The sequence below is a fragment of the Burkholderia sp. FERM BP-3421 genome (assembly GCF_028657905.1).
GTDB lineage: Bacteria > Pseudomonadota > Gammaproteobacteria > Burkholderiales > Burkholderiaceae > Burkholderia.
In genome coordinates, this window is sequence record NZ_CP117782.1 from 16,922 (window position 1) to 34,227 (window position 17,306).

Here is a 17,306-nt window from a genome sequence, read left to right on the forward strand (position 1 = left end):
CAAGAAAAAACGGACAGGCAGGACAACGGCGGGACGCACCAAGCATGGGCATCCTGTCGGCATTATGCGGCCGAATCAGGCGGGCCGACCGGGTTTTTTTATCGCACCGCAACGAAGCGCCGCGCGTCGAGGCGGATTGCTAGGCAGTCCGGCCCCGACACGGTACCATCATGGCTCTCAAATCAACGGACTTTCCTTACACGGCTTAAGATGGAATATAAAAGCTGGATGTGCCTGATCTGCGGTTGGATTTACGACGAAGAGGCAGGCTTGCCGGACGAGGGCATTGCCCCGGGCACACGCTGGGAAGACGTTCCCATCAATTGGACCTGCCCGGAATGCGGCGCGCGCAAGGAAGACTTCGAGATGGTGCAGATCTGACCGTCTTGCGCCGGTGTCCGTGGTGGGCGCCGGCAGCCCGTGCGCGACGCGCGTCAGGAAGGGGTCGACCGCGCGTCACGCGATGATCCGGCTTGCCGGGAGGTGAAAGCGCGCGCATGAGTTCCGATCCGATCACGCAAGCGGTGCTTGAAGCCCTGCCCAATCCGCGGGGGGGCGCAGTGCGCGTAGCGGAAGCCGCGCTGCGCGAGGCGGCCGACGCCTTCGAGCGCGAGTCGTCGCCGGCGGCGCCGCTTGGCGTCGCGGCGGCGGCGCTGCGCGATGCGGGCTGGCTGGCCGCGCACCGCTTCGTGGTCGCGCTGTCGCACGCCGCGCCGTTCGCGGCCGCCGACGTATCGCCGATGGCGTTCCATGCGGCGCTGCGCGCGTTCCGGCTCGCGGTGGCGCGCCACAATCTGCGCGAGCTGGCCTGCTCGCCAGTCCTGTTCGAGCACTATCACGCGCTGCGCACCCAGGTCGCGCGCGACCTGCGCACCGACACGCCGCACGACGCGCTCGCGCTCGCCGGGCGGCCGGTGCCGCCCGCCACGCTTCACACCTTGCCGGACCACGCGTTCCTGCATGTCCGGGCCCGCTTCGAGCAGGCGTTGCTGGCCGTGCTGCGCGCGCCGCAGGCGCCGCCCGACGCAGCCCTGGACGAGATCGCCGCCTGCGCGGCGGCGCTGTCCGGTCCGCTCCCCTATGACTATTGGCGTCTCGCGGGCGCGTGCGCGCACGCGCTGCGGGTGAGCGGCGCGGCCGAGCTGAAGCGCTTTCTCGCGCGCTGCAACCTGCTGCTGGGCGAGCAGGCGCGCGGCCTGCGCGTGGCATCGCCCGTGCTGGTGCGCGAGACGCTCGCGCTGATATGGCGCGATTACGCGCTTTACGGCGCTGCGGCGGAGGATGCCGACGACGTCGAGCTGCTGCGTGACTACGGCCTGACGGTCGACTGGCATGTGGCGGCCACGCAGGCGTCCGAGACGCTGTGGGAAGCGGACGCCGCGCGGGCGGAGCGCGCCGCGCTGGAGGACGCGCCGACCCGCGAGCTGGGCGTCGTGACCGTCAATGCGTACGCCTACGAGGATTTCCTGCAGACGGCCGATGCGTCGATGGCCGAGCTGGCGGGCGAGATCCGCGCGGCGGATGCCGGGACCGCGCTGCGCGCGGCCGATGCCGCCTACCGGGTCGGTGCGGCGGCGGGCGCGCTCGGGCTCGGCCATCTCGCGCTGCTCGCCGACGCGCTCGGTCTCGCCTGGCGGCGGCGCGCGCTCGCGGGCCCGCCCGACGCGGCCGGCGCGGCGGTGGTCGCGCGCGCGGCCGAGGCGCTGCGGGCGGCGCTGCACAAGATCGCGGCGGGCGTCGCGCCGAGCGGCCTGTCGACGGTGTGCTGGTCGCTCGCCGACCTGCTCGCGCGCCCGCCCGCGCAGGCCTGACGGGTCGCTTCGCGCGTCGCGCGAAGCGACGCCGGTCCGACTCGAACGCGTGATAGAGTGCAACGTACTCTGCCATCTTGACCCGTGGCGCCGCCGCGCCGCGAGTCTTTGCTAAAATTCAAACCATGTCCAAGAGTTCCGATCGCATCAATCTCACCAACCAGTTCCTGATCGCCATGCCCAACATGGCCGATCCGACGTTCTCGGGAACGGTGGTCTATCTTTGCGATCACAGCGAACGCGGCGCGCTCGGCCTCGTCATCAATCGTCCGACCGATATCGACCTCGAATCGCTGTTCAACCGTATCGACCTGAAGCTCGAGATCGAACCGCTCCTGCATATCCCCGTGTACTTCGGCGGCCCGGTGCAGACTGAGCGCGGCTTCGTGCTGCACGAGCCGGTCGAGGGCAGTTCGTACAGCTCGTCGATGAGCGTCGAGGGCGGCCTCGAAATGACCACCTCGAAGGACGTGCTCGAGGCGGTCGCCACCGGCACCGGCCCGAAGCGCTTCCTGCTGACGCTGGGTCACGCAGGCTGGGGCGCGGGTCAGCTCGAAGAGGAAATCTCGAAGAACGGCTGGCTCACCGTCGAGGCGGATCCGAAGATCGTGTTCGACACGCCGGCCGAGGAGCGCTTCGAAGCCGCGCTCGGGCTGCTCGGCGTCAGTTCCTCGATGCTTTCCGGCGAGGCAGGGCACGCATGAGCGCGGCGGGCTCGCGCGATGCGACGCTCCTCGCGTTCGACTACGGTGAAAAACGCATCGGCGTCGCGATCGGCAACACGCTGACCCGCTCCGCGCGCGCGCTCACCATCATCCCGAACCTGAACCGCGAGCACCGTTTCAAGGCGATCGGCGGGCTGATCGCCGAATGGCGTCCCGACGCGCTCGTGGTCGGCCTGCCGCTCCATCCCGACGGCGCTGCGCATGAAATGACCCAGCTGGCGCGGCGTTTCGGCAACCAGTTGAACGGCCGTTTCAACCTGCCGGTGAGCTGGGTCGACGAGCGCTACTCGTCGGTCGACGCGCGCGCGGGCGCGCGGGCGCGCGGCGAACGGGTCGGCCCGATCGACGCGGAGGCGGCCAGCGTGATTCTTCAACAGTATCTCGACCAGTTGTCCGATCATCATGAGTTCAATTGACGCCGAGGCGCTTTATCGCGCCTTGCTCGACCAGATCCGCGGCGCCCACGGCGCGGCCGCGTTCGCCGATCCGGCGGGTCCCGTGCTCGCGGGCATCCACAGCGGCGGCGCCTGGCTCGCCGAGCGCCTCGCGCGCGACCTGGGCGCGCCGGGCTTCGGCGTCGTCAACGTCGCGCTGCATCGCGACGACTACGCGAAGAAAGGCCTGCACAGCCAGGCGAGCCCCACCTCGCTGCCGTTCGAGGTGGATGCGCGCCGCATCGTGCTCGTCGACGACGTGCTCCATACCGGCCGCACCGTGCGCGCCGCATTGAACGAACTGTACGACTACGGCCGGCCGGCGGCCGTCGAGCTCGCGGTGCTCGCGGATCGCGGCGGCCGCGAGCTTCCGGTGGCCGCGCGTTTCGTCGGCGGCGCGCTCGACGTGCCCGCCGACGCGACGCTCGTGCTCGAACGCACCGCCGACGCGCGTTTCACGCTTCGCACCGAGGCGCGCACCGCATAAGCGCGCCGCATCCGGATCGTCCGGGCGCGCCCGGACCCAGCACCGCAGATCAGCATCACGTTGGAATCACGCCTACCATGACCCTCGACACCACCGGCCGCCCGGGCGGCTCCGCCGCGGCCGCGCCCGCCGAACGTTTCCGCTACGGTTTCCTGAAGGGCAACCCGCAGCTCACGAAAAACGGCGAGCTCAAGCATCTGCTGTCGATCGAAGGCCTGCCGCGCTCGATCGTCACGCATCTCCTCGACACCGCCGAGCAGTTCGTCAGCGTGACCGACCGCGAAGTGAAGAAGGTGCCGCTGTTGCGCGGCAAGTCGGTGTTCAACCTGTTCTTCGAGAACTCGACGCGCACCCGCACGACCTTCGAGATCGCCGCGAAGCGCCTGTCGGCCGACGTGCTGAACCTGAACATCAACGCCTCGTCGACGAGCAAGGGCGAATCGCTGCTCGACACGATCAACAACCTGTCGGCGATGCATGCCGACCTGTTCGTCGTGCGCCATGCATCGAGCGGCGCGCCGTACCTGATCGCCGAGCACTGCGCGCCGCACGTGCACGTGGTCAACGCCGGCGACGGCCGCCACGCGCATCCGACGCAGGGCCTGCTCGACATGTACACGATCCGCCACTACAAGCGCGACTTCACGCAGCTGCGCGTCGCGATCGTCGGCGACATCCTGCATTCGCGCGTCGCGCGCTCCGACATCCACGCGCTGACCACGCTCGGCGTGCCCGAAGTGCGCGCGATCGGCCCGCGCACGCTGCTGCCGGGCGGCCTCGAGCAGATGGGCGTGAAGGTGTTCCACAACCTCGACGAAGGGCTGCGCGGCGTCGACGTGATCATCATGCTGCGCCTGCAGAACGAACGGATGAGCGGCGCGCTGCTGCCGTCCGCGCAGGAGTATTTCAAGAGCTGGGGCCTCACGCCCGAGCGCCTCGCGCTTGCCGCGCCCGACGCGATCGTGATGCACCCGGGGCCGATGAACCGCGGCGTCGAGATCGACTCGCAGGTCGCGGACGGCCCGCAGTCGGTGATCCTGAACCAGGTCACGTTCGGCATCGCGGTGCGCATGGCGGTGATGGGCATCGTCGCGGGCAACCACGACTGACGCCGCCGCTCTCCCGACTTCAACGACTTCAACGAATCAACAGGCAGCGCATGAAGATTCATATCAAAGGCGGCACGCTGATCGATCCGGTCGCGGGCACCGAACAACGGGCCGACGTGTTCGTCGCCGCCGGCAAGATCGCCGCGATCGGCGTGGCGCCGGCCGATTTCACGGCGGCGAAGACGATCGACGCGAGCGGCCTCATCGTCGCGCCGGGTTTCGTCGACCTGTCGGCGCGTCTGCGCGAGCCCGGCTACGAACACAAGGCGACGCTCGCGTCCGAGATGGCCGCGGCCGTCGCGGGCGGCGTGACGAGTCTCGTGTGTTCGCCCGACACCGATCCCGTGCTCGACGAGCCCGGGCTCGTCGAGATGCTCAAGTTCCGCGCCCGCAACCTGCACCAGGCGCACGTTTATCCGCTCGGCGCGCTGACCGTCGGCCTGAAGGGCGAGGTGATCACCGAGATGGTCGAGCTGACCGAATCGGGTTGCGTCGGCTTCACGCAGGCCAATGTGCCAATCGTCGACACGCAGGTGCAGCTGCGCGCCCTGCAATACGCGAGCACCTACGGCTACACCGTGTGGCTGCGCCCGCTCGACGCGTTTCTCGCGAAGGGCGGCGTCGCGGCGAGCGGGGCGCTCGCGTCGCGGCTCGGCCTGTCGGGCGTGCCGGTGTCGGCCGAGACGATCGCGCTGCACACGCTGTTCGAGCTGATGCGCGTGACGGGCGCGCGCGTGCACGTGGCGCGGCTGTCGTCGGCGGCCGGCATCGCGCTCGTGCGCGCCGCGAAGGCGGAAGGGCTGCCGGTGACTTGCGACGTGAGCGCGAATCACCTGCACCTGATCGACGTCGACATCGGCTACTTCGACGCGCAGTTCCGCCTCGATCCGCCGCTGCGCGGCGAGCGGGATCGCGAGGCGATCCGCGCGGCGGTCGCGGACGGCACGATCGACGCGATCTGTTCGGATCACACGCCGGTCGACGACGACGAGAAGCTGCTGCCGTTCGCCGAGGCCACGCCGGGCGCGACGGGGCTCGAGCTGCTGCTGTCGCTGACCGTGAAGTGGGCGGACGAGGCCGGCGTGCCGCTCGCGCGCGCGCTGAACCGGATCAGCGCGGCGCCGGCGGACGTGCTGAAGCTGCCGGCCGGCCGGCTCGCGGTGGGCGGCGCGGCGGACCTGTGCGTGTTCGATCCGCGCGCACACTGGCGCGTCGAGCCGCGCGTGCTGAAGAGCCAGGGGCACAACACGCCATTCCTCGGCTACGAGCTGCCCGCCCGGGTGCGCGCGACGCTCGTCGCGGGCCACGTGGCGTTCGAGCGGCATTGAGCGGGGCGCCGCGATGAACGCTCTGCGCAAGGCGCGTCTCGTGCTTCACCTGCTGCGCGGCATGGCGACCATCGCGCTGTGCTTCGGGCGCGCGACCCCCGCGCGCCGCCAGCAGCTCACGCGGGCGTGGACCGAGAAGATGCTGCGGCTGTGCGGCATGCGGCTCGTCGTGCACAACGACGACGCGCGGCTCGACGCGCGTGCGCTCGTGGTGGGCAACCATGTGTCGTGGCTCGACATCTACGTGATCAATGCCTGGCGTCCGACGCCGTTCGTGTCGAAGGCGGAGGTGCGGCAGTGGCCGGTGGTCGGCTGGCTCGCGGAACGGCTGGGCACCGTGTTCATCCAGCGCGAGAAGCGCAGCGAGGCGCGGCGGATCATGCACGAGCTGGCCGAGCGGATGCAGGGCGGCGGGCTCATCTGCGTGTTTCCGGAAGGGACGACGTCCGACGGCGTCGAACTGCTGCCGTTTCATGCGAACCTGTTCCAGGCCGCCGTGTCGGCCGGCTGCCCCGTGCAACCGGTTTGCCTGATGTATGAAGACGGACAGGGGCGGCAGTCGCTCGCGCCGGCCTATATCGGCGAGATGTCGCTCGGCGAATCGCTGGGCCGGGTGCTGCGTGACGGCCCGTTGACCGCGCACCTGTACGTCGGCGCCCCGCTCGATCCGGGGGCGGACCGGCGCGAGCTGGCCGCGCGCGCGCAGCAATCGGTGGCGGCGTCGCTCGCGGTGTTGCAGGAAAAGTGCGCGCGGCCGGGCGATGCGGCGCGCGCGCGTTTTGCGGCGGCCGCGCGGGTTGCCGTTCCGGCCGACGCGCCGGCGCAGGAGGCAGGGGCGGAAACGCTGACGCGCGGCGAAGGCTGAGCGCTCGCTGCGCGCGGCGACGGGCTATTCGCCGGCCGCCCCGCATGACGCGCAGGCCACCTGCGTCACGGTGCGCCGCGCCGGATCGGCGTCGAGCACGACGGCCGACAACTGGTTGCCCCAGACGCAGCCCGAATCCAGCGCGACGAGCGTGTCGCGCAGCATCAGGCCGAGTGCGGCCCAGTGGCCGAACACCACCGTGATGTCGGCGCTGCGCCGCTCGGGCGCGTCGAACCAGGGCAGGTAGCCGGCGGGCGCGGCGGCGGGCCCGCCGTTCGCGCGGAACTCCATCGCGCCGTCGGGCGTGCAGAAGCGGATCCGGGTGAACGCGTTGAAGGCCACGCGCAGCCGGTCCTTTTTCTTCAGATCGGGATGCCACCGGTTCGGCTCGTTGCCGTACAGGTTGCGCAGCGTGTCGACCCAGTCCGGCCCGCGCAACGCGCGCTGCAGTTCGTCGGCGAGCTCCAGCGCGAGCGTCATGTCCCATTGCGGCAGCAGCCCGGCGTGGACCATCAGCATGCCCGGCCCGGCATGCGCGAACGGCCGCTGCCGCACCCAGTCGAGCAGGTCGGGGGCGTCCGGCGCGGCCAGGATCTCGCCGATCGTGTCGCCGGGCTTGAGCGTGCGGATGCCGGCCGCGACCGACAGCAGGTGCAGGTCGTGATTGCCGAGCACGGCCGTGGCGCGCGGGCCGAGCGCGATGACCTCGCGCAGCGTGGCGAGCGAGGCCGGGCCGCGATTGACGAGGTCGCCGGCGAACCAGAGCGGGGTGTCGGAGGCGGGGGCGAGCGTGTCGAGCAGGGTTTGCAGGGCGGCGTGGCAGCCCTGGAGGTCGCCGATGGCGATGGGGGTTGACGTCATGGCGGATGATGCGAGCAGGTGGTGGCAATAGAAGAATGATCGTTGCAACCGGGTCGGGATGCAATATTTGCACCACGATAACCATTTGATTCGACGTGTATTTTCTTGTTCCTGTCGGGTCCGGAGCGCTGTATCAAGTTGTTAGCGGCATGGCTTTTGCATGGGCCGACTTCTTATAATCGTTGCTTTCCCCCCGAAAATTAACATCTGATGACTTGGGACGGCTCGCTCAGCGGTTAAAATGCCGGGCCTGAGTGGTCGAGGTCTGTGACCTCACTACTTTGAGAAATCTTTTCGGCGGCGCGCTCCGCGCGTCCGCCTCGCATTACTAGAGGGAGCCTCATGATCCTGGTTACGGGCGGCGCGGGTTTTATCGGTGCCAACTTTGTACTCGACTGGTTGAACCAATCCGACGAAGCGGTGCTCAACGTCGACAAGCTGACCTACGCAGGCAACCTGCGAACGCTGAGATCGTTGGAGGGCAACCCGGCGCACGTGTTTGCGCGAGTTGACATCTGCGATCGGGCCGCGCTCGACGCATTGCTCGCCGAACACAAGCCGCGCGCTGTTTTGCATTTCGCCGCCGAAAGTCATGTTGATCGTTCGATTCACGGGCCTGCCGATTTTGTGCAGACCAATGTCGTCGGCACGTTCACCCTGCTGGAAGCGACGCGCCAGTACTGGAACGGCTTGAGCGACGCAGGCAAGGCGACGTTCCGTTTTCTGCACGTATCGACCGACGAGGTGTTCGGTTCGCTGTCCTCGACCGATCCGCAGTTTTCCGAAGCGACGCCGTACGCGCCGAACAGCCCGTATTCCGCGACGAAGGCCGGCTCTGACCATCTGGTGCGCGCCTATCATCACACGTATGGCCTGCCGACGCTCACGACGAACTGTTCGAACAACTACGGTCCGTACCAGTTCCCGGAAAAACTCATTCCGCTGATGATTGCGAGTGCGCTCGCGGGCAAGCCGCTGCCGGTGTATGGCGATGGGCAGAACGTGCGCGACTGGCTGTACGTCGGAGATCACTGCAGCGCGATCCGCGAGGTGCTCGCGCGCGGCGTGCCAGGCGAGACCTACAATGTCGGCGGCTGGAACGAGAAGAAGAACCTCGATGTCGTGCATACCTTGTGCGACCTGCTCGACAAGGCGCGGCCGAAGGCGGCCGGTTCGTATCGCGACCAGATCACGTACGTGACGGATCGCCCGGGCCATGATCGCCGTTATGCGATCGATGCGCGGAAGCTCGAGCGCGAACTGGGCTGGAAGCCTGCTGAAACGTTCGAGACGGGTTTGGCGAAGACCGTCCGGTGGTATCTCGATCACGAGGCGTGGGTCGAGGAGGTTGTATCCGGCGAATACGCGAAGTGGGGGGGGGCCAGCAATGGTTAAGGAGCGTGCTGGTCCGGTATTCCTCGTTACAGGTGCGAACGGCCAGGCGGGTTTCGAACTGTTGCGCAGTTTGGCGCCGCTGGGCCAGGTCATCGGGGTTGGGCGCGCGCGTTGCGATCTGGCCGACGCGGACGCGATTCGCCGGCTGGTGCGCGAACTGCGCCCGGACGTCATTGTGAATGCGGGCGCCTACACGGCCGTCGATCAGGCGGAAAAGGCCCCGGACGTCGCGCGCGCGGTCAATGCGCAGGCACCCGGCGTGTTCGCCGAGGAGGCGGCCGCATTGGGGAGCTTGCTCGTCCATTACTCGACCGACTATGTTTTTGACGGACAGAAGGCCGGGCGCTACGTGGAAAGCGACGAGCCGAATCCACTTTCCGTGTATGGCGCGACCAAATTGGAAGGCGAGCGGGCGGTAGGCCGGGCGGGATGCCGGCATCTGATTTTCAGGACCAGCTGGGCGTTCGGCGTGCATGGCGTCAATTTTCCCAAACAAATCATTCAGGCTGCGCGCCGCACGCCTGAGTTGCGAGTGGTGGCCGATCAATTCGGCACGCCGACCTCGACCGCACTGACTGCCGACGTGACGGCACACGCCATTCGCCGCTATCTGGACGGGCGCATCGATGTCGCGCAGGATGGGGTGTATCACCTGACGGCGCAGGGCGAGACATCCTGGTTCGAATACGCGCGCCACGTCATTGCGACGGTGCGGGATGCTGGATTGGTGACGCAGGCGAAGGCGGAGGACATCAAGGCGGTCAGCACGTCGGAGTATCCGACGTCGGCATTGCGTCCGAAGAATTCTCGTCTCGATACGACGAAATTGCGGCAAAACCTTGAGTTGAGCTTGCCGGCGTGGCAGGTGGGCGTCGATCAGATGCTCGCCCAGGTGACCGAGATTGCGGCGATGATGGCTGACAGATGATCGTGTCGCCACAAGTTTGGAGAATCAAAAATGAAACGTAAAGGAATCGTTCTGGCGGGTGGGTCAGGCACGCGCCTCTACCCGATCACGCATTCGGTATCGAAGCAGCTCCTGCCGGTCTACGACAAGCCCATGATTTATTACCCGCTGAGCACGCTGATGCTCTCGGGCATCCGCGACATCCTCATCATTTCGACGCCCGCCGACACCCCGAGGTTTGCGCAGATGCTGGGTGACGGGTCCCAGTGGGGGCTCAATCTGCAATACGCGGAGCAGCCTTCGCCCGACGGTCTGGCGCAGGCATTTCTGATTGGCGAAAAATTTCTGGACAACTCGCCATCGGCCCTGATTCTCGGCGACAACATCTTTCACGGCCACGAGCTGGTTGCCCAACTCAAGCGCGCTGACGCACGCACCGACGGGGCGACCGTATTCGCCTACCACGTTCAAGATCCCGAGCGCTACGGCGTCGTCGAGTTCGACGAGCAATTCCAGGCCCTGTCGCTCGAAGAGAAGCCGGCCGCACCGCGATCGAACTACGCGGTTACCGGGCTGTACTTTTACGACAATCAGGTGTGCGACATTGCGAAGAGCATCAAGCCATCCGCGCGCGGCGAACTCGAGATTACCGACGTAAACCGGTGCTACCTGGAAAAAGGCGGGCTCAATGTCGAGATCATGGGGCGTGGATACGCGTGGCTGGATACGGGCACGCACGAATCGCTGCTCGACGCCGCGACGTTCATCGCGACGCTCCAGCGCCGTCAGGGCCTGATGGTCGCCTGTCCGGAAGAGATTGCGTATCGCAATCAATGGATTACCGCGGACCAGGTCCGGGCGCTTGCGAAGCCGCTTGCCAAGAACGGCTACGGCGCCTATCTGCATCAAATCATTGCCGAGTGCATTGCATGAATCTGACCGTTATCGACACCACGCTGCCGGGCGTGAAGATTCTCGAACCCAAGGTGTTCGGCGACGATCGCGGCTTCTTCTTCGAGAGCTTCAACGCCCGCGAATTCGAAGAGGCGACCGGCGTGAGTCAGGCCTTCGTCCAGGACAACCATTCTCGCTCGGCGCGCAACGTGCTGCGTGGCCTCCATTATCAGATCCAGCATCCCCAGGGCAAGCTCGTGCGAGTCGTTGCCGGGGAAGTTTTCGATGTCGCCGTCGATATCCGCCGCAGCTCGCCGAATTTCGGCAAGTGGGTGGGCGTGAGGCTGTCTGCCGAGAACAAGCGCCAGCTGTGGGTGCCTGAAGGTTTTGCGCACGGCTTCGTCGTTCTGTCGGAAGCCGCGGAGTTTCTCTACAAGACCACGGATTACTGGTATCCGGAATACGAGCGCAGCCTGCTCTGGAGCGACTCGACGGTCGGCATCGAATGGCCGATCGAAGGCGATCCGATTCTTGCAGCGAAGGACAAGCTCGGGAAGACCCTGGCCGAAGCAGATTGCTTCGTGTGACGCGCTGCGCGTCAGATCTTTTGCATTTTCCGGAGCCTTGATTGCGGATGATTGTGAGTTTTTTCTCTGAGCTGGTTTCCTATCGCTATGTGCTTTCTCAGCTCATTAGTCAGAATCTTACGCTTCGGTACCGGCGGACGGCCATAGGGTTTCTCTGGACGCTCGTCAATCCGCTGCTGATGATTGCTGTCAGCGCGGTCGTGTTCTCGATCGTGCTGCGTATCGGCCTGAAGGATTATGCGATCTTTCTGTTCAGTGCGATTATCCCGTGGAACTTCCTGAACGGATGTATTCAGGCGGGTGGCACGTCGATGATCACCAACGAAGGGCTCATCAAGAAGATCTACGTCCCGAAGCACATCTTTCCGGTGTCGGCGGCGGTCAGCCTGCTTGTCGACAGTGTGCTGAGCACGGTGTCGCTGTTCGTGATCGTGCTGATCCTGGGGGCGAAGCTCACTTCGGCATTGCTGTTTCTACCTGTCGCATTCCTGATTACAGGCGTGCTGGGCGGTGCCCTCGCATTGATTTTTTCCGTGGTGTTCGTGTATTTGCGGGATACCGCTCACATCATCTCGATTCTGATGCAAGCGGTTTATTACATCACGCCGATTATTTATCCGGTATCGCTTGTTCCGGAGCAATACAGAATTTATTTCAAATTCAATCCGCTGTATTACTTCGTGCAACTTTTCCGTGCGCCGATCTATGAAGGAGTTTTTCCGGATGCGATGAGTGTCGCGGTGAGTTGTGGTACGTCGGCTATTATGGCGCTGATCAGCCTGATTGTTTTTCAGCGGTATTCGAAAAAAATTATTTTTAGGCTGTGATTCATGGATTCGAAAATTGAAATATCGGATTTAGGCGTCAGATTTCGGCTTTATCACGACCGGTCTCCGTCGCTGAAGCAGATCATTGCCGGCATGGGGCGCCATCGGGAGCGAAGCTTCAACGATTTCTGGGCGTTGCGCGACATCTCGCTGACCATCGACCACGGTGAGCGGGTGGGTATCGTTGGCCACAACGGAGCGGGAAAGAGCACGTTGCTGAAGGCGATTTGCGGAATTTACCCGCCGAGTTGCGGCGCGTTGGACGTGAAGGGGCGCATCGCGCCCTTGCTCGAGATCGGCGCGGGTTTCCAGCCGGAATTGAGTGGACGGGATAACATTTATCTGAATGGTGCGATTCTTGGTTTTTCCAAGAAGGCAATCGAGAAATTTGAGAGTGAGGTCATCGAGTTTACCGGCCTCTCGGAATTCATCGATACGCCGGTCAAATATTATTCGACCGGTATGTACATGAAGCTCGGATTCGCAATCGCGACGGCAGTGCCGCCTGAAATTCTGATCCTTGACGAAATGTTCGCGGGTGGCGATGCGTCGTTCGTCGAACGGGCGACCGCGCGCATGGATCAGTTCATTGATCAGGCAAACATCATGGTCCTGGTGTCCCATAGCATGGAACTGCTCGAGAAGATGTGCGAGCGGGTGATCTGGCTGGAGCGTGGCTGTGTCCGCGGTGACGGGCCTGCGCGAGACATCATTGGTCGATATCTCGAGTCGCAGCATGCACAGACGAGCGCCTGACGCCGTCAAGCAAATTTAAATAATTACGTGAACAAGTGATGAAGCGAATCGCCTTTTACATGTTCTATGACGAGCACGGGGTCGTCGATGATTTCATCATCCACAAACTGCGTGCGCTTCGAGAGCATGTCGACACAATTTTTGTCGTGTCGAATTCGGAACTGCAGCCTGAAGGGCGTGATGCGCTGGAAAGCGTTGCGGATACGGTCTTCGTGCGCGAGAACGTCGGCTTTGATGTCTGGGCGTACAAGGAGGCAATGGAGGCCTACGGGATCGACCGCCTGGAAGCCTTCGATGAACTCATCCTGCTGAACTACACGTTCTTCGGCCCGATCTTCCCGTTCTCGGAGATGTTTGAACATTTCGACGGGAATTCGGACATCGATTTCTGGGGGGTCAGTGCCCACAAGGAAATGGTGCCGAATCCGTTTACCGGCAGCGGCGTGCTGCCGCTGCACATCCAGTCGCACTGGATTACCGTGCGCAAGCGATTGTTCACGTCGCTCGAGTTCAAGAAATACTGGGCAGACATGCCCATGATCAAGTCCTACCAGGATTCGATTCTGCAGCACGAGTCGAAATTCACCGCGCACTTCAGCGGCAAGGGCTATCGCTACGACGTCTATCTTGACCCGGAAGCGTATCCAACTCAGTATGCGACGTTCCAGAGTGTCGTCACGACGCTCGAGGATCGCTCGCCGATCCTGAAGCGCCGCCTCTTTTTCCATGATCCGCTGTTTCTCGAGCAGAACGCGGTCATTCTGAAAGACGCCATCAAAATCGTCGAGGAGCAAAGCGATTACGATACCGGACTGATCTGGCAGAATGTCAGCAGAACAACGGTTCCGCGAAATCTGTATACCAATCTGGACAATCTTCACATTCTGAACGATGTACTGGATGGTGCGCCACGTGCGGAGACTGGGACCCGGGTGGCCGTGATCGTGCATCTGTACTATCCGGACATGCTCGACGAGATGGTCACGTACATCAGTCGCATCCCTCGGTCGTTCGATCTGTACATCACCACGAGCAGCGACGAAAAGAAGCAGGACATCGAGGAGCGGCTCAAGGCGCTCGACCTCGGCTGGAGGTACGAGGTGCGGGTGACGGAGGAAAACCGGGGCCGCGATATGTCGTCGCTGTTCATCACCTGCAAGGACGTCGTGCTCGACGGCGGATATGATTATATTTGCCGCCTGCATTCGAAGAAGTCGCCTCAGAACAGCTACAACATGGGGCGATTGTTCAAGGCGCACCTGCTGGAAAATCTGTTGTACAACGAAGCTTTTGTTGAGAACCTGTTGCGCGTTTTCGACGACAATCCACACGTTGGGATGCTGATGCCGCCGGTTATTCACATCGCCTATCCGACGCTTGGCCACGCATGGTTCGCCAATCGCCCGGGTGTCGAGGAATGGGTGAAGAAGCTCAAGATCCTCACGCCGCGCGACGACTATACGCCGTTGGCGCCGTACGGGACGATGTTCTGGTTCCGTCCCGATGCGCTGAAAAAGCTGTTCGAGTACGAGTGGAAATGGACCGACTTCAATCCGGAACCGGACCACACGGACGGCGGGCTCGCGCACGTGCTGGAGCGGTTGATGGGCTATGCTGTTCACGATGCGGGATACCTGGTTCATTGCGTGATGAACCGCGAGATGGCGGCATCAAGCTACACGAAGCTTGAGTACAAGCTTCAGCGAATCGCAGGGCTGTTGCCGAACGGAAATATCCTGGATCAGATCGGTTGGATCTCGCTGAATGCGCATCCCGCCTCGCTGCGATTCATGCTGGGGACATGCCTGCGCATCGCGCAACGCTCTTTTGGCAGCAAGCATCCGCGCGTGACCCGGATGCTCAGGCCGGTGTTTCGCACCATGCGTTCCGTTTACCGGGCGTTTGTCCGGTGAACCTGTCGGATAATGCTCTGATTCAGTAAGGGGGTGGCAGTGAGAGTGACTGTTACGGGCGCCGGCGGGTACGTCGGCCGACATGTGGTGCGTGCGCTCGTGGAGTTTGGGCACGAGGTGGTCGCGATTGGTCGCGATACGTATTCAGCCGGGGACATGATCGACGGCGTGGATTATCGTTCGATGGACATCTTCGACGAAGGCGTCCATACGTTCGAACGGATCGGTAGTCCGGACGTGTGCATCCATTTGGCGTGGGAGGCTGGATTCAATCACCAGGATCCGTCCCACATCGGCAATGCGCTGAAGCATTATCGTTTCGTCGAGCGGCTGATTTCGGGCGGCTTGAAACATATCGCAGTGGCCGGGTCGATGCATGAGATCGGCTATCACGTCGGCGAGGTGGACGCGCAGACGCCGACCAATCCGTTGAATCCCTATGGCGTCGCCAAGAATTTCCTGCGCCAGGCGCTTTCGCTTTTGTGCGAGAAGCATGGCATTGACTGGAAATGGCTGCGAATGTACTACATCGTCGGCGACGATACGCGGAACAACTCGATTTTTGCGAAGCTGCTGGCGGCCGAAGCCGAAAACAAGCCGACGTTCCCGCTCAATAGCGGGGAGATGCTGTACGACTTCATCGAGGTCGGCCGCTTGGGACGTCAGATCGCACTGGTATCCACGCAGGAGGCGTATCGCGGCGTGATCAATTGCTGCAGCGGCCAGCCCGTTGCGTTGCGAACGGCCGTCGAGCGTTTCATTGCAGATCGCCAGTTGAGCATTCGACCGGAGTACAACAAGTTTCCGCGGCGCCCCTACGATTCGTATGCGATCTGGGGAAATGCCGATGTCGTGCGCATCCTCGAGGATGCCGTGGGCGGCTCCCGCCAATCATGATGACATGAGCCATGCGTCGACGGTTCCACCGAGGATGTAGGGCTCGCTAGCGCCGGGATGGTGGCATGGTATTCAGTTCATTTTCGTTTCTGTTTCTGTTTCTTCCATTGTTTTTCGTAGGATACGGAAGCATCAGGAATGTCGTATACAAGAATATTTTTCTGTTCGGGGCGTCGCTGGCCTTTTATTTCGTGGGCGAGCACAGGCAGATCTGGATTCTGATCGCCTCTATCCTCATCAACTACGCATTCGGTCTGCTCGTGGGTCGCGCGCGCGAGCGCGGGCGTGCGTTTCTGCTTGGGCCTCGGATGCTGGTGGCGTTGTGTGTTGGCGCCAATCTCGTCCTGCTCGGCTACTTCAAGTACATCACGTTCCTGACGGAAAACCTGGCCGGTGTCGTGCACGTCCTTGGGCTGCCGGTGCACGTTGCGGTCGTGCATGCCGCATTGCCGCTCGGCATCAGCTTCTACACGTTCCACGCGCTGAGCTACGTGGTCGACGTCTATCGAGGTGAGGTCAAGGCAACGCGGAACCTCGTCAACGTCGGTACCTATTTCACGATGTTCCCGCAGCTCGTTGCAGGCCCGATCCTGCGCTACAACATGATCGGCCATGCGATGGGCAAGCGCACCGTGACCGCCAACATGCTGTCGCACGGCATCTACCTGTTCGTGCTCGGGCTCGCCAAGAAGGTGTTGTTCGCCGATACGTTCGCGATGACGGCGGACGCTGTTTTTGCCTTGCCGCCCGCGCAGATCGATTTCGGTCTGGCGTGGGTCGGCGCGCTGGCGTATTCCTTCCAGATCTTTTTCGATTTCTGGGGCTATTCGCAGATGGCGATCGGCCTCGGGTTGATGATGGGATTTGATTTCCCGCTCAACTTCAACTACCCGTACATTTCCAGGAATATCCAGGAGTTCTGGCGTCGCTGGCACATGACCCTGTCGTTCTGGTTTCGCGACTATGTGTACATTCCGTTGGGCGGCAACCGCAAGGGCAGGATGCGCACGTACGTGAATCTGATCGTCGTGTTTTTCCTCACGGGGCTCTGGCACGGTGCGGCCTGGACGTTCATCGTCTGGGGCCTTTGGCATGGCGGTTTTCTGCTGCTTGAGCGCGCCGCTGCTCGAGGCTTCGAGCGCTTGCCGCGCGCCGTCTCGCATCTGTACACCCTGCTGGTCGTGATCTTCGGGTGGGTCCTGTTCCGCGCAACGCACTTTTCGGATGCGCTGACGTTCTGGAAGGCCATGGTCGGACTGCACGGATTTTCGTCGCCGGCGCTGTATCAGTACCTGAACCCGCTGTTTGCCGTCTTGCTGATCGCGGGCGCAGTGTTCTCGACGCCCGTGCCAGCGAAGCTGTCGGCCTGGTGCGTGCCGCGCATCGCAGGCATGACGATGCCCACGGCCATGATTGCGGGGTCGGTGCTGTTCGTCATATCGAGTGTGAAGATTCTGTCGGGCTCGTTCAGCCCGTTTCTGTATTTCCGTTTCTGACCGGTAGAAAATGA

The 17,306-nt window shown here is 63.5% G+C and carries 18 protein-coding genes; 17 read left to right on the forward strand and 1 reads right to left on the reverse strand.

Annotated features, from left to right (window positions below; genetic code table 11):
- Positions 1–210: 210 nt before the first annotated feature.
- The 8 genes from Bsp3421_RS16185 to Bsp3421_RS16220 all read left to right on the forward strand — a co-directional run bounded on the left by Bsp3421_RS16185 (position 211) and on the right by Bsp3421_RS16220 (position 6,759).
- Positions 211–381: a rubredoxin gene (locus Bsp3421_RS16185; protein WP_006400971.1), complete on the forward strand. Its 171-nt coding sequence runs from the start codon at positions 211–213 to the stop codon at positions 379–381.
- A 116-nt stretch (positions 382–497) separates the two neighbouring features.
- Positions 498–1,811 (forward strand): hypothetical protein, encoded by a 1,314-nt coding sequence (locus tag Bsp3421_RS16190; RefSeq protein WP_443111556.1) that lies wholly within the window; start codon positions 498–500, stop codon positions 1,809–1,811.
- 125 nt (positions 1,812–1,936) lie between these two features.
- Complete coding sequence (locus Bsp3421_RS16195; RefSeq protein WP_252985023.1) at positions 1,937–2,515, forward strand: YqgE/AlgH family protein; 579 nt, start codon at positions 1,937–1,939, stop codon at positions 2,513–2,515.
- Positions 2,512–2,952, forward strand: a complete 441-nt coding sequence (gene ruvX, locus Bsp3421_RS16200) for a Holliday junction resolvase RuvX (protein ID WP_274001547.1) — start codon at positions 2,512–2,514, stop codon at positions 2,950–2,952. Before Bsp3421_RS16195 ends, ruvX begins: the two co-directional genes overlap by 4 nt.
- Positions 2,939–3,457, forward strand: coding sequence for a bifunctional pyr operon transcriptional regulator/uracil phosphoribosyltransferase PyrR (gene pyrR / locus Bsp3421_RS16205; RefSeq protein WP_274001548.1), 519 nt, complete (start codon positions 2,939–2,941; stop codon positions 3,455–3,457). The genes ruvX and pyrR overlap by 14 nt, the downstream gene beginning before the upstream one ends.
- 77 nt (positions 3,458–3,534) lie before the next feature.
- Entirely contained in the window at positions 3,535–4,566 is a 1,032-nt protein-coding gene (locus Bsp3421_RS16210) for an aspartate carbamoyltransferase catalytic subunit (protein WP_274001551.1), read from the forward strand.
- 50 nt (positions 4,567–4,616) lie between these two features.
- A complete protein-coding gene (locus tag Bsp3421_RS16215) occupies positions 4,617–5,894 on the forward strand; it encodes a dihydroorotase (RefSeq protein ID WP_274001553.1) in 1,278 nt (425 codons plus the stop codon).
- Positions 5,895–5,907: 13 nt separating this feature from the next.
- Complete coding sequence (locus Bsp3421_RS16220; protein WP_443111557.1) at positions 5,908–6,759, forward strand: lysophospholipid acyltransferase family protein; 852 nt, start codon at positions 5,908–5,910, stop codon at positions 6,757–6,759.
- Between the two features lie 24 nt (positions 6,760–6,783).
- On the opposite strand, the gene Bsp3421_RS16225 is transcribed toward Bsp3421_RS16220, so the two are convergent.
- Positions 6,784–7,620, reverse strand: coding sequence for a symmetrical bis(5'-nucleosyl)-tetraphosphatase (locus Bsp3421_RS16225; RefSeq protein WP_274001555.1), 837 nt, complete (start codon positions 7,618–7,620; stop codon positions 6,784–6,786).
- Between the two features lie 342 nt (positions 7,621–7,962).
- Between Bsp3421_RS16225 and rfbB the strand changes: the two genes are divergently transcribed.
- The 9 genes from rfbB to Bsp3421_RS16270 all read left to right on the forward strand — a co-directional run bounded on the left by rfbB (position 7,963) and on the right by Bsp3421_RS16270 (position 17,292).
- Positions 7,963–9,015, forward strand: a complete 1,053-nt coding sequence (gene rfbB, locus Bsp3421_RS16230; RefSeq protein ID WP_274001558.1) for a dTDP-glucose 4,6-dehydratase — start codon at positions 7,963–7,965, stop codon at positions 9,013–9,015.
- The gene (gene rfbD / locus Bsp3421_RS16235) at positions 9,008–9,943 is read left to right on the forward strand and encodes a dTDP-4-dehydrorhamnose reductase (RefSeq protein ID WP_274001559.1); all 936 of its coding nucleotides are present in this window, start codon (positions 9,008–9,010) and stop codon (positions 9,941–9,943) included. The genes rfbB and rfbD overlap by 8 nt, the downstream gene beginning before the upstream one ends.
- A 30-nt stretch (positions 9,944–9,973) precedes the next feature.
- Entirely contained in the window at positions 9,974–10,855 is an 882-nt protein-coding gene (gene rfbA, locus Bsp3421_RS16240; RefSeq protein WP_274001560.1) for a glucose-1-phosphate thymidylyltransferase RfbA, read from the forward strand.
- On the forward strand, positions 10,852–11,403 hold the full coding sequence (rfbC, locus tag Bsp3421_RS16245) for a dTDP-4-dehydrorhamnose 3,5-epimerase (RefSeq protein WP_274001563.1): 552 nt from the start codon (positions 10,852–10,854) through the stop codon (positions 11,401–11,403). Before rfbA ends, rfbC begins: the two co-directional genes overlap by 4 nt.
- Positions 11,404–11,450: 47 nt before the next feature.
- Positions 11,451–12,230, forward strand: a complete 780-nt coding sequence (locus tag Bsp3421_RS16250; protein ID WP_274004445.1) for an ABC transporter permease — start codon at positions 11,451–11,453, stop codon at positions 12,228–12,230.
- Between the two features lie 3 nt (positions 12,231–12,233).
- Positions 12,234–12,986, forward strand: a complete 753-nt coding sequence (locus tag Bsp3421_RS16255) for an ABC transporter ATP-binding protein (RefSeq protein WP_274001564.1) — start codon at positions 12,234–12,236, stop codon at positions 12,984–12,986.
- A gap of 38 nt (positions 12,987–13,024) precedes the next feature.
- Complete coding sequence (locus Bsp3421_RS16260; RefSeq protein WP_274001565.1) at positions 13,025–14,899, forward strand: rhamnan synthesis F family protein; 1,875 nt, start codon at positions 13,025–13,027, stop codon at positions 14,897–14,899.
- Between the two features lie 87 nt (positions 14,900–14,986).
- Positions 14,987–15,796 carry an NAD-dependent epimerase/dehydratase family protein gene (locus tag Bsp3421_RS16265; RefSeq protein WP_274001567.1) on the forward strand — a complete coding sequence of 270 codons (810 nt, stop codon included), beginning with the start codon at positions 14,987–14,989 and terminating at the stop codon, positions 15,794–15,796.
- 65 nt (positions 15,797–15,861) lie between these two features.
- Positions 15,862–17,292, forward strand: a complete 1,431-nt coding sequence (locus Bsp3421_RS16270) for an MBOAT family O-acyltransferase (protein ID WP_274001570.1) — start codon at positions 15,862–15,864, stop codon at positions 17,290–17,292.
- The last annotated feature ends 14 nt before the right edge of the window (positions 17,293–17,306 follow it).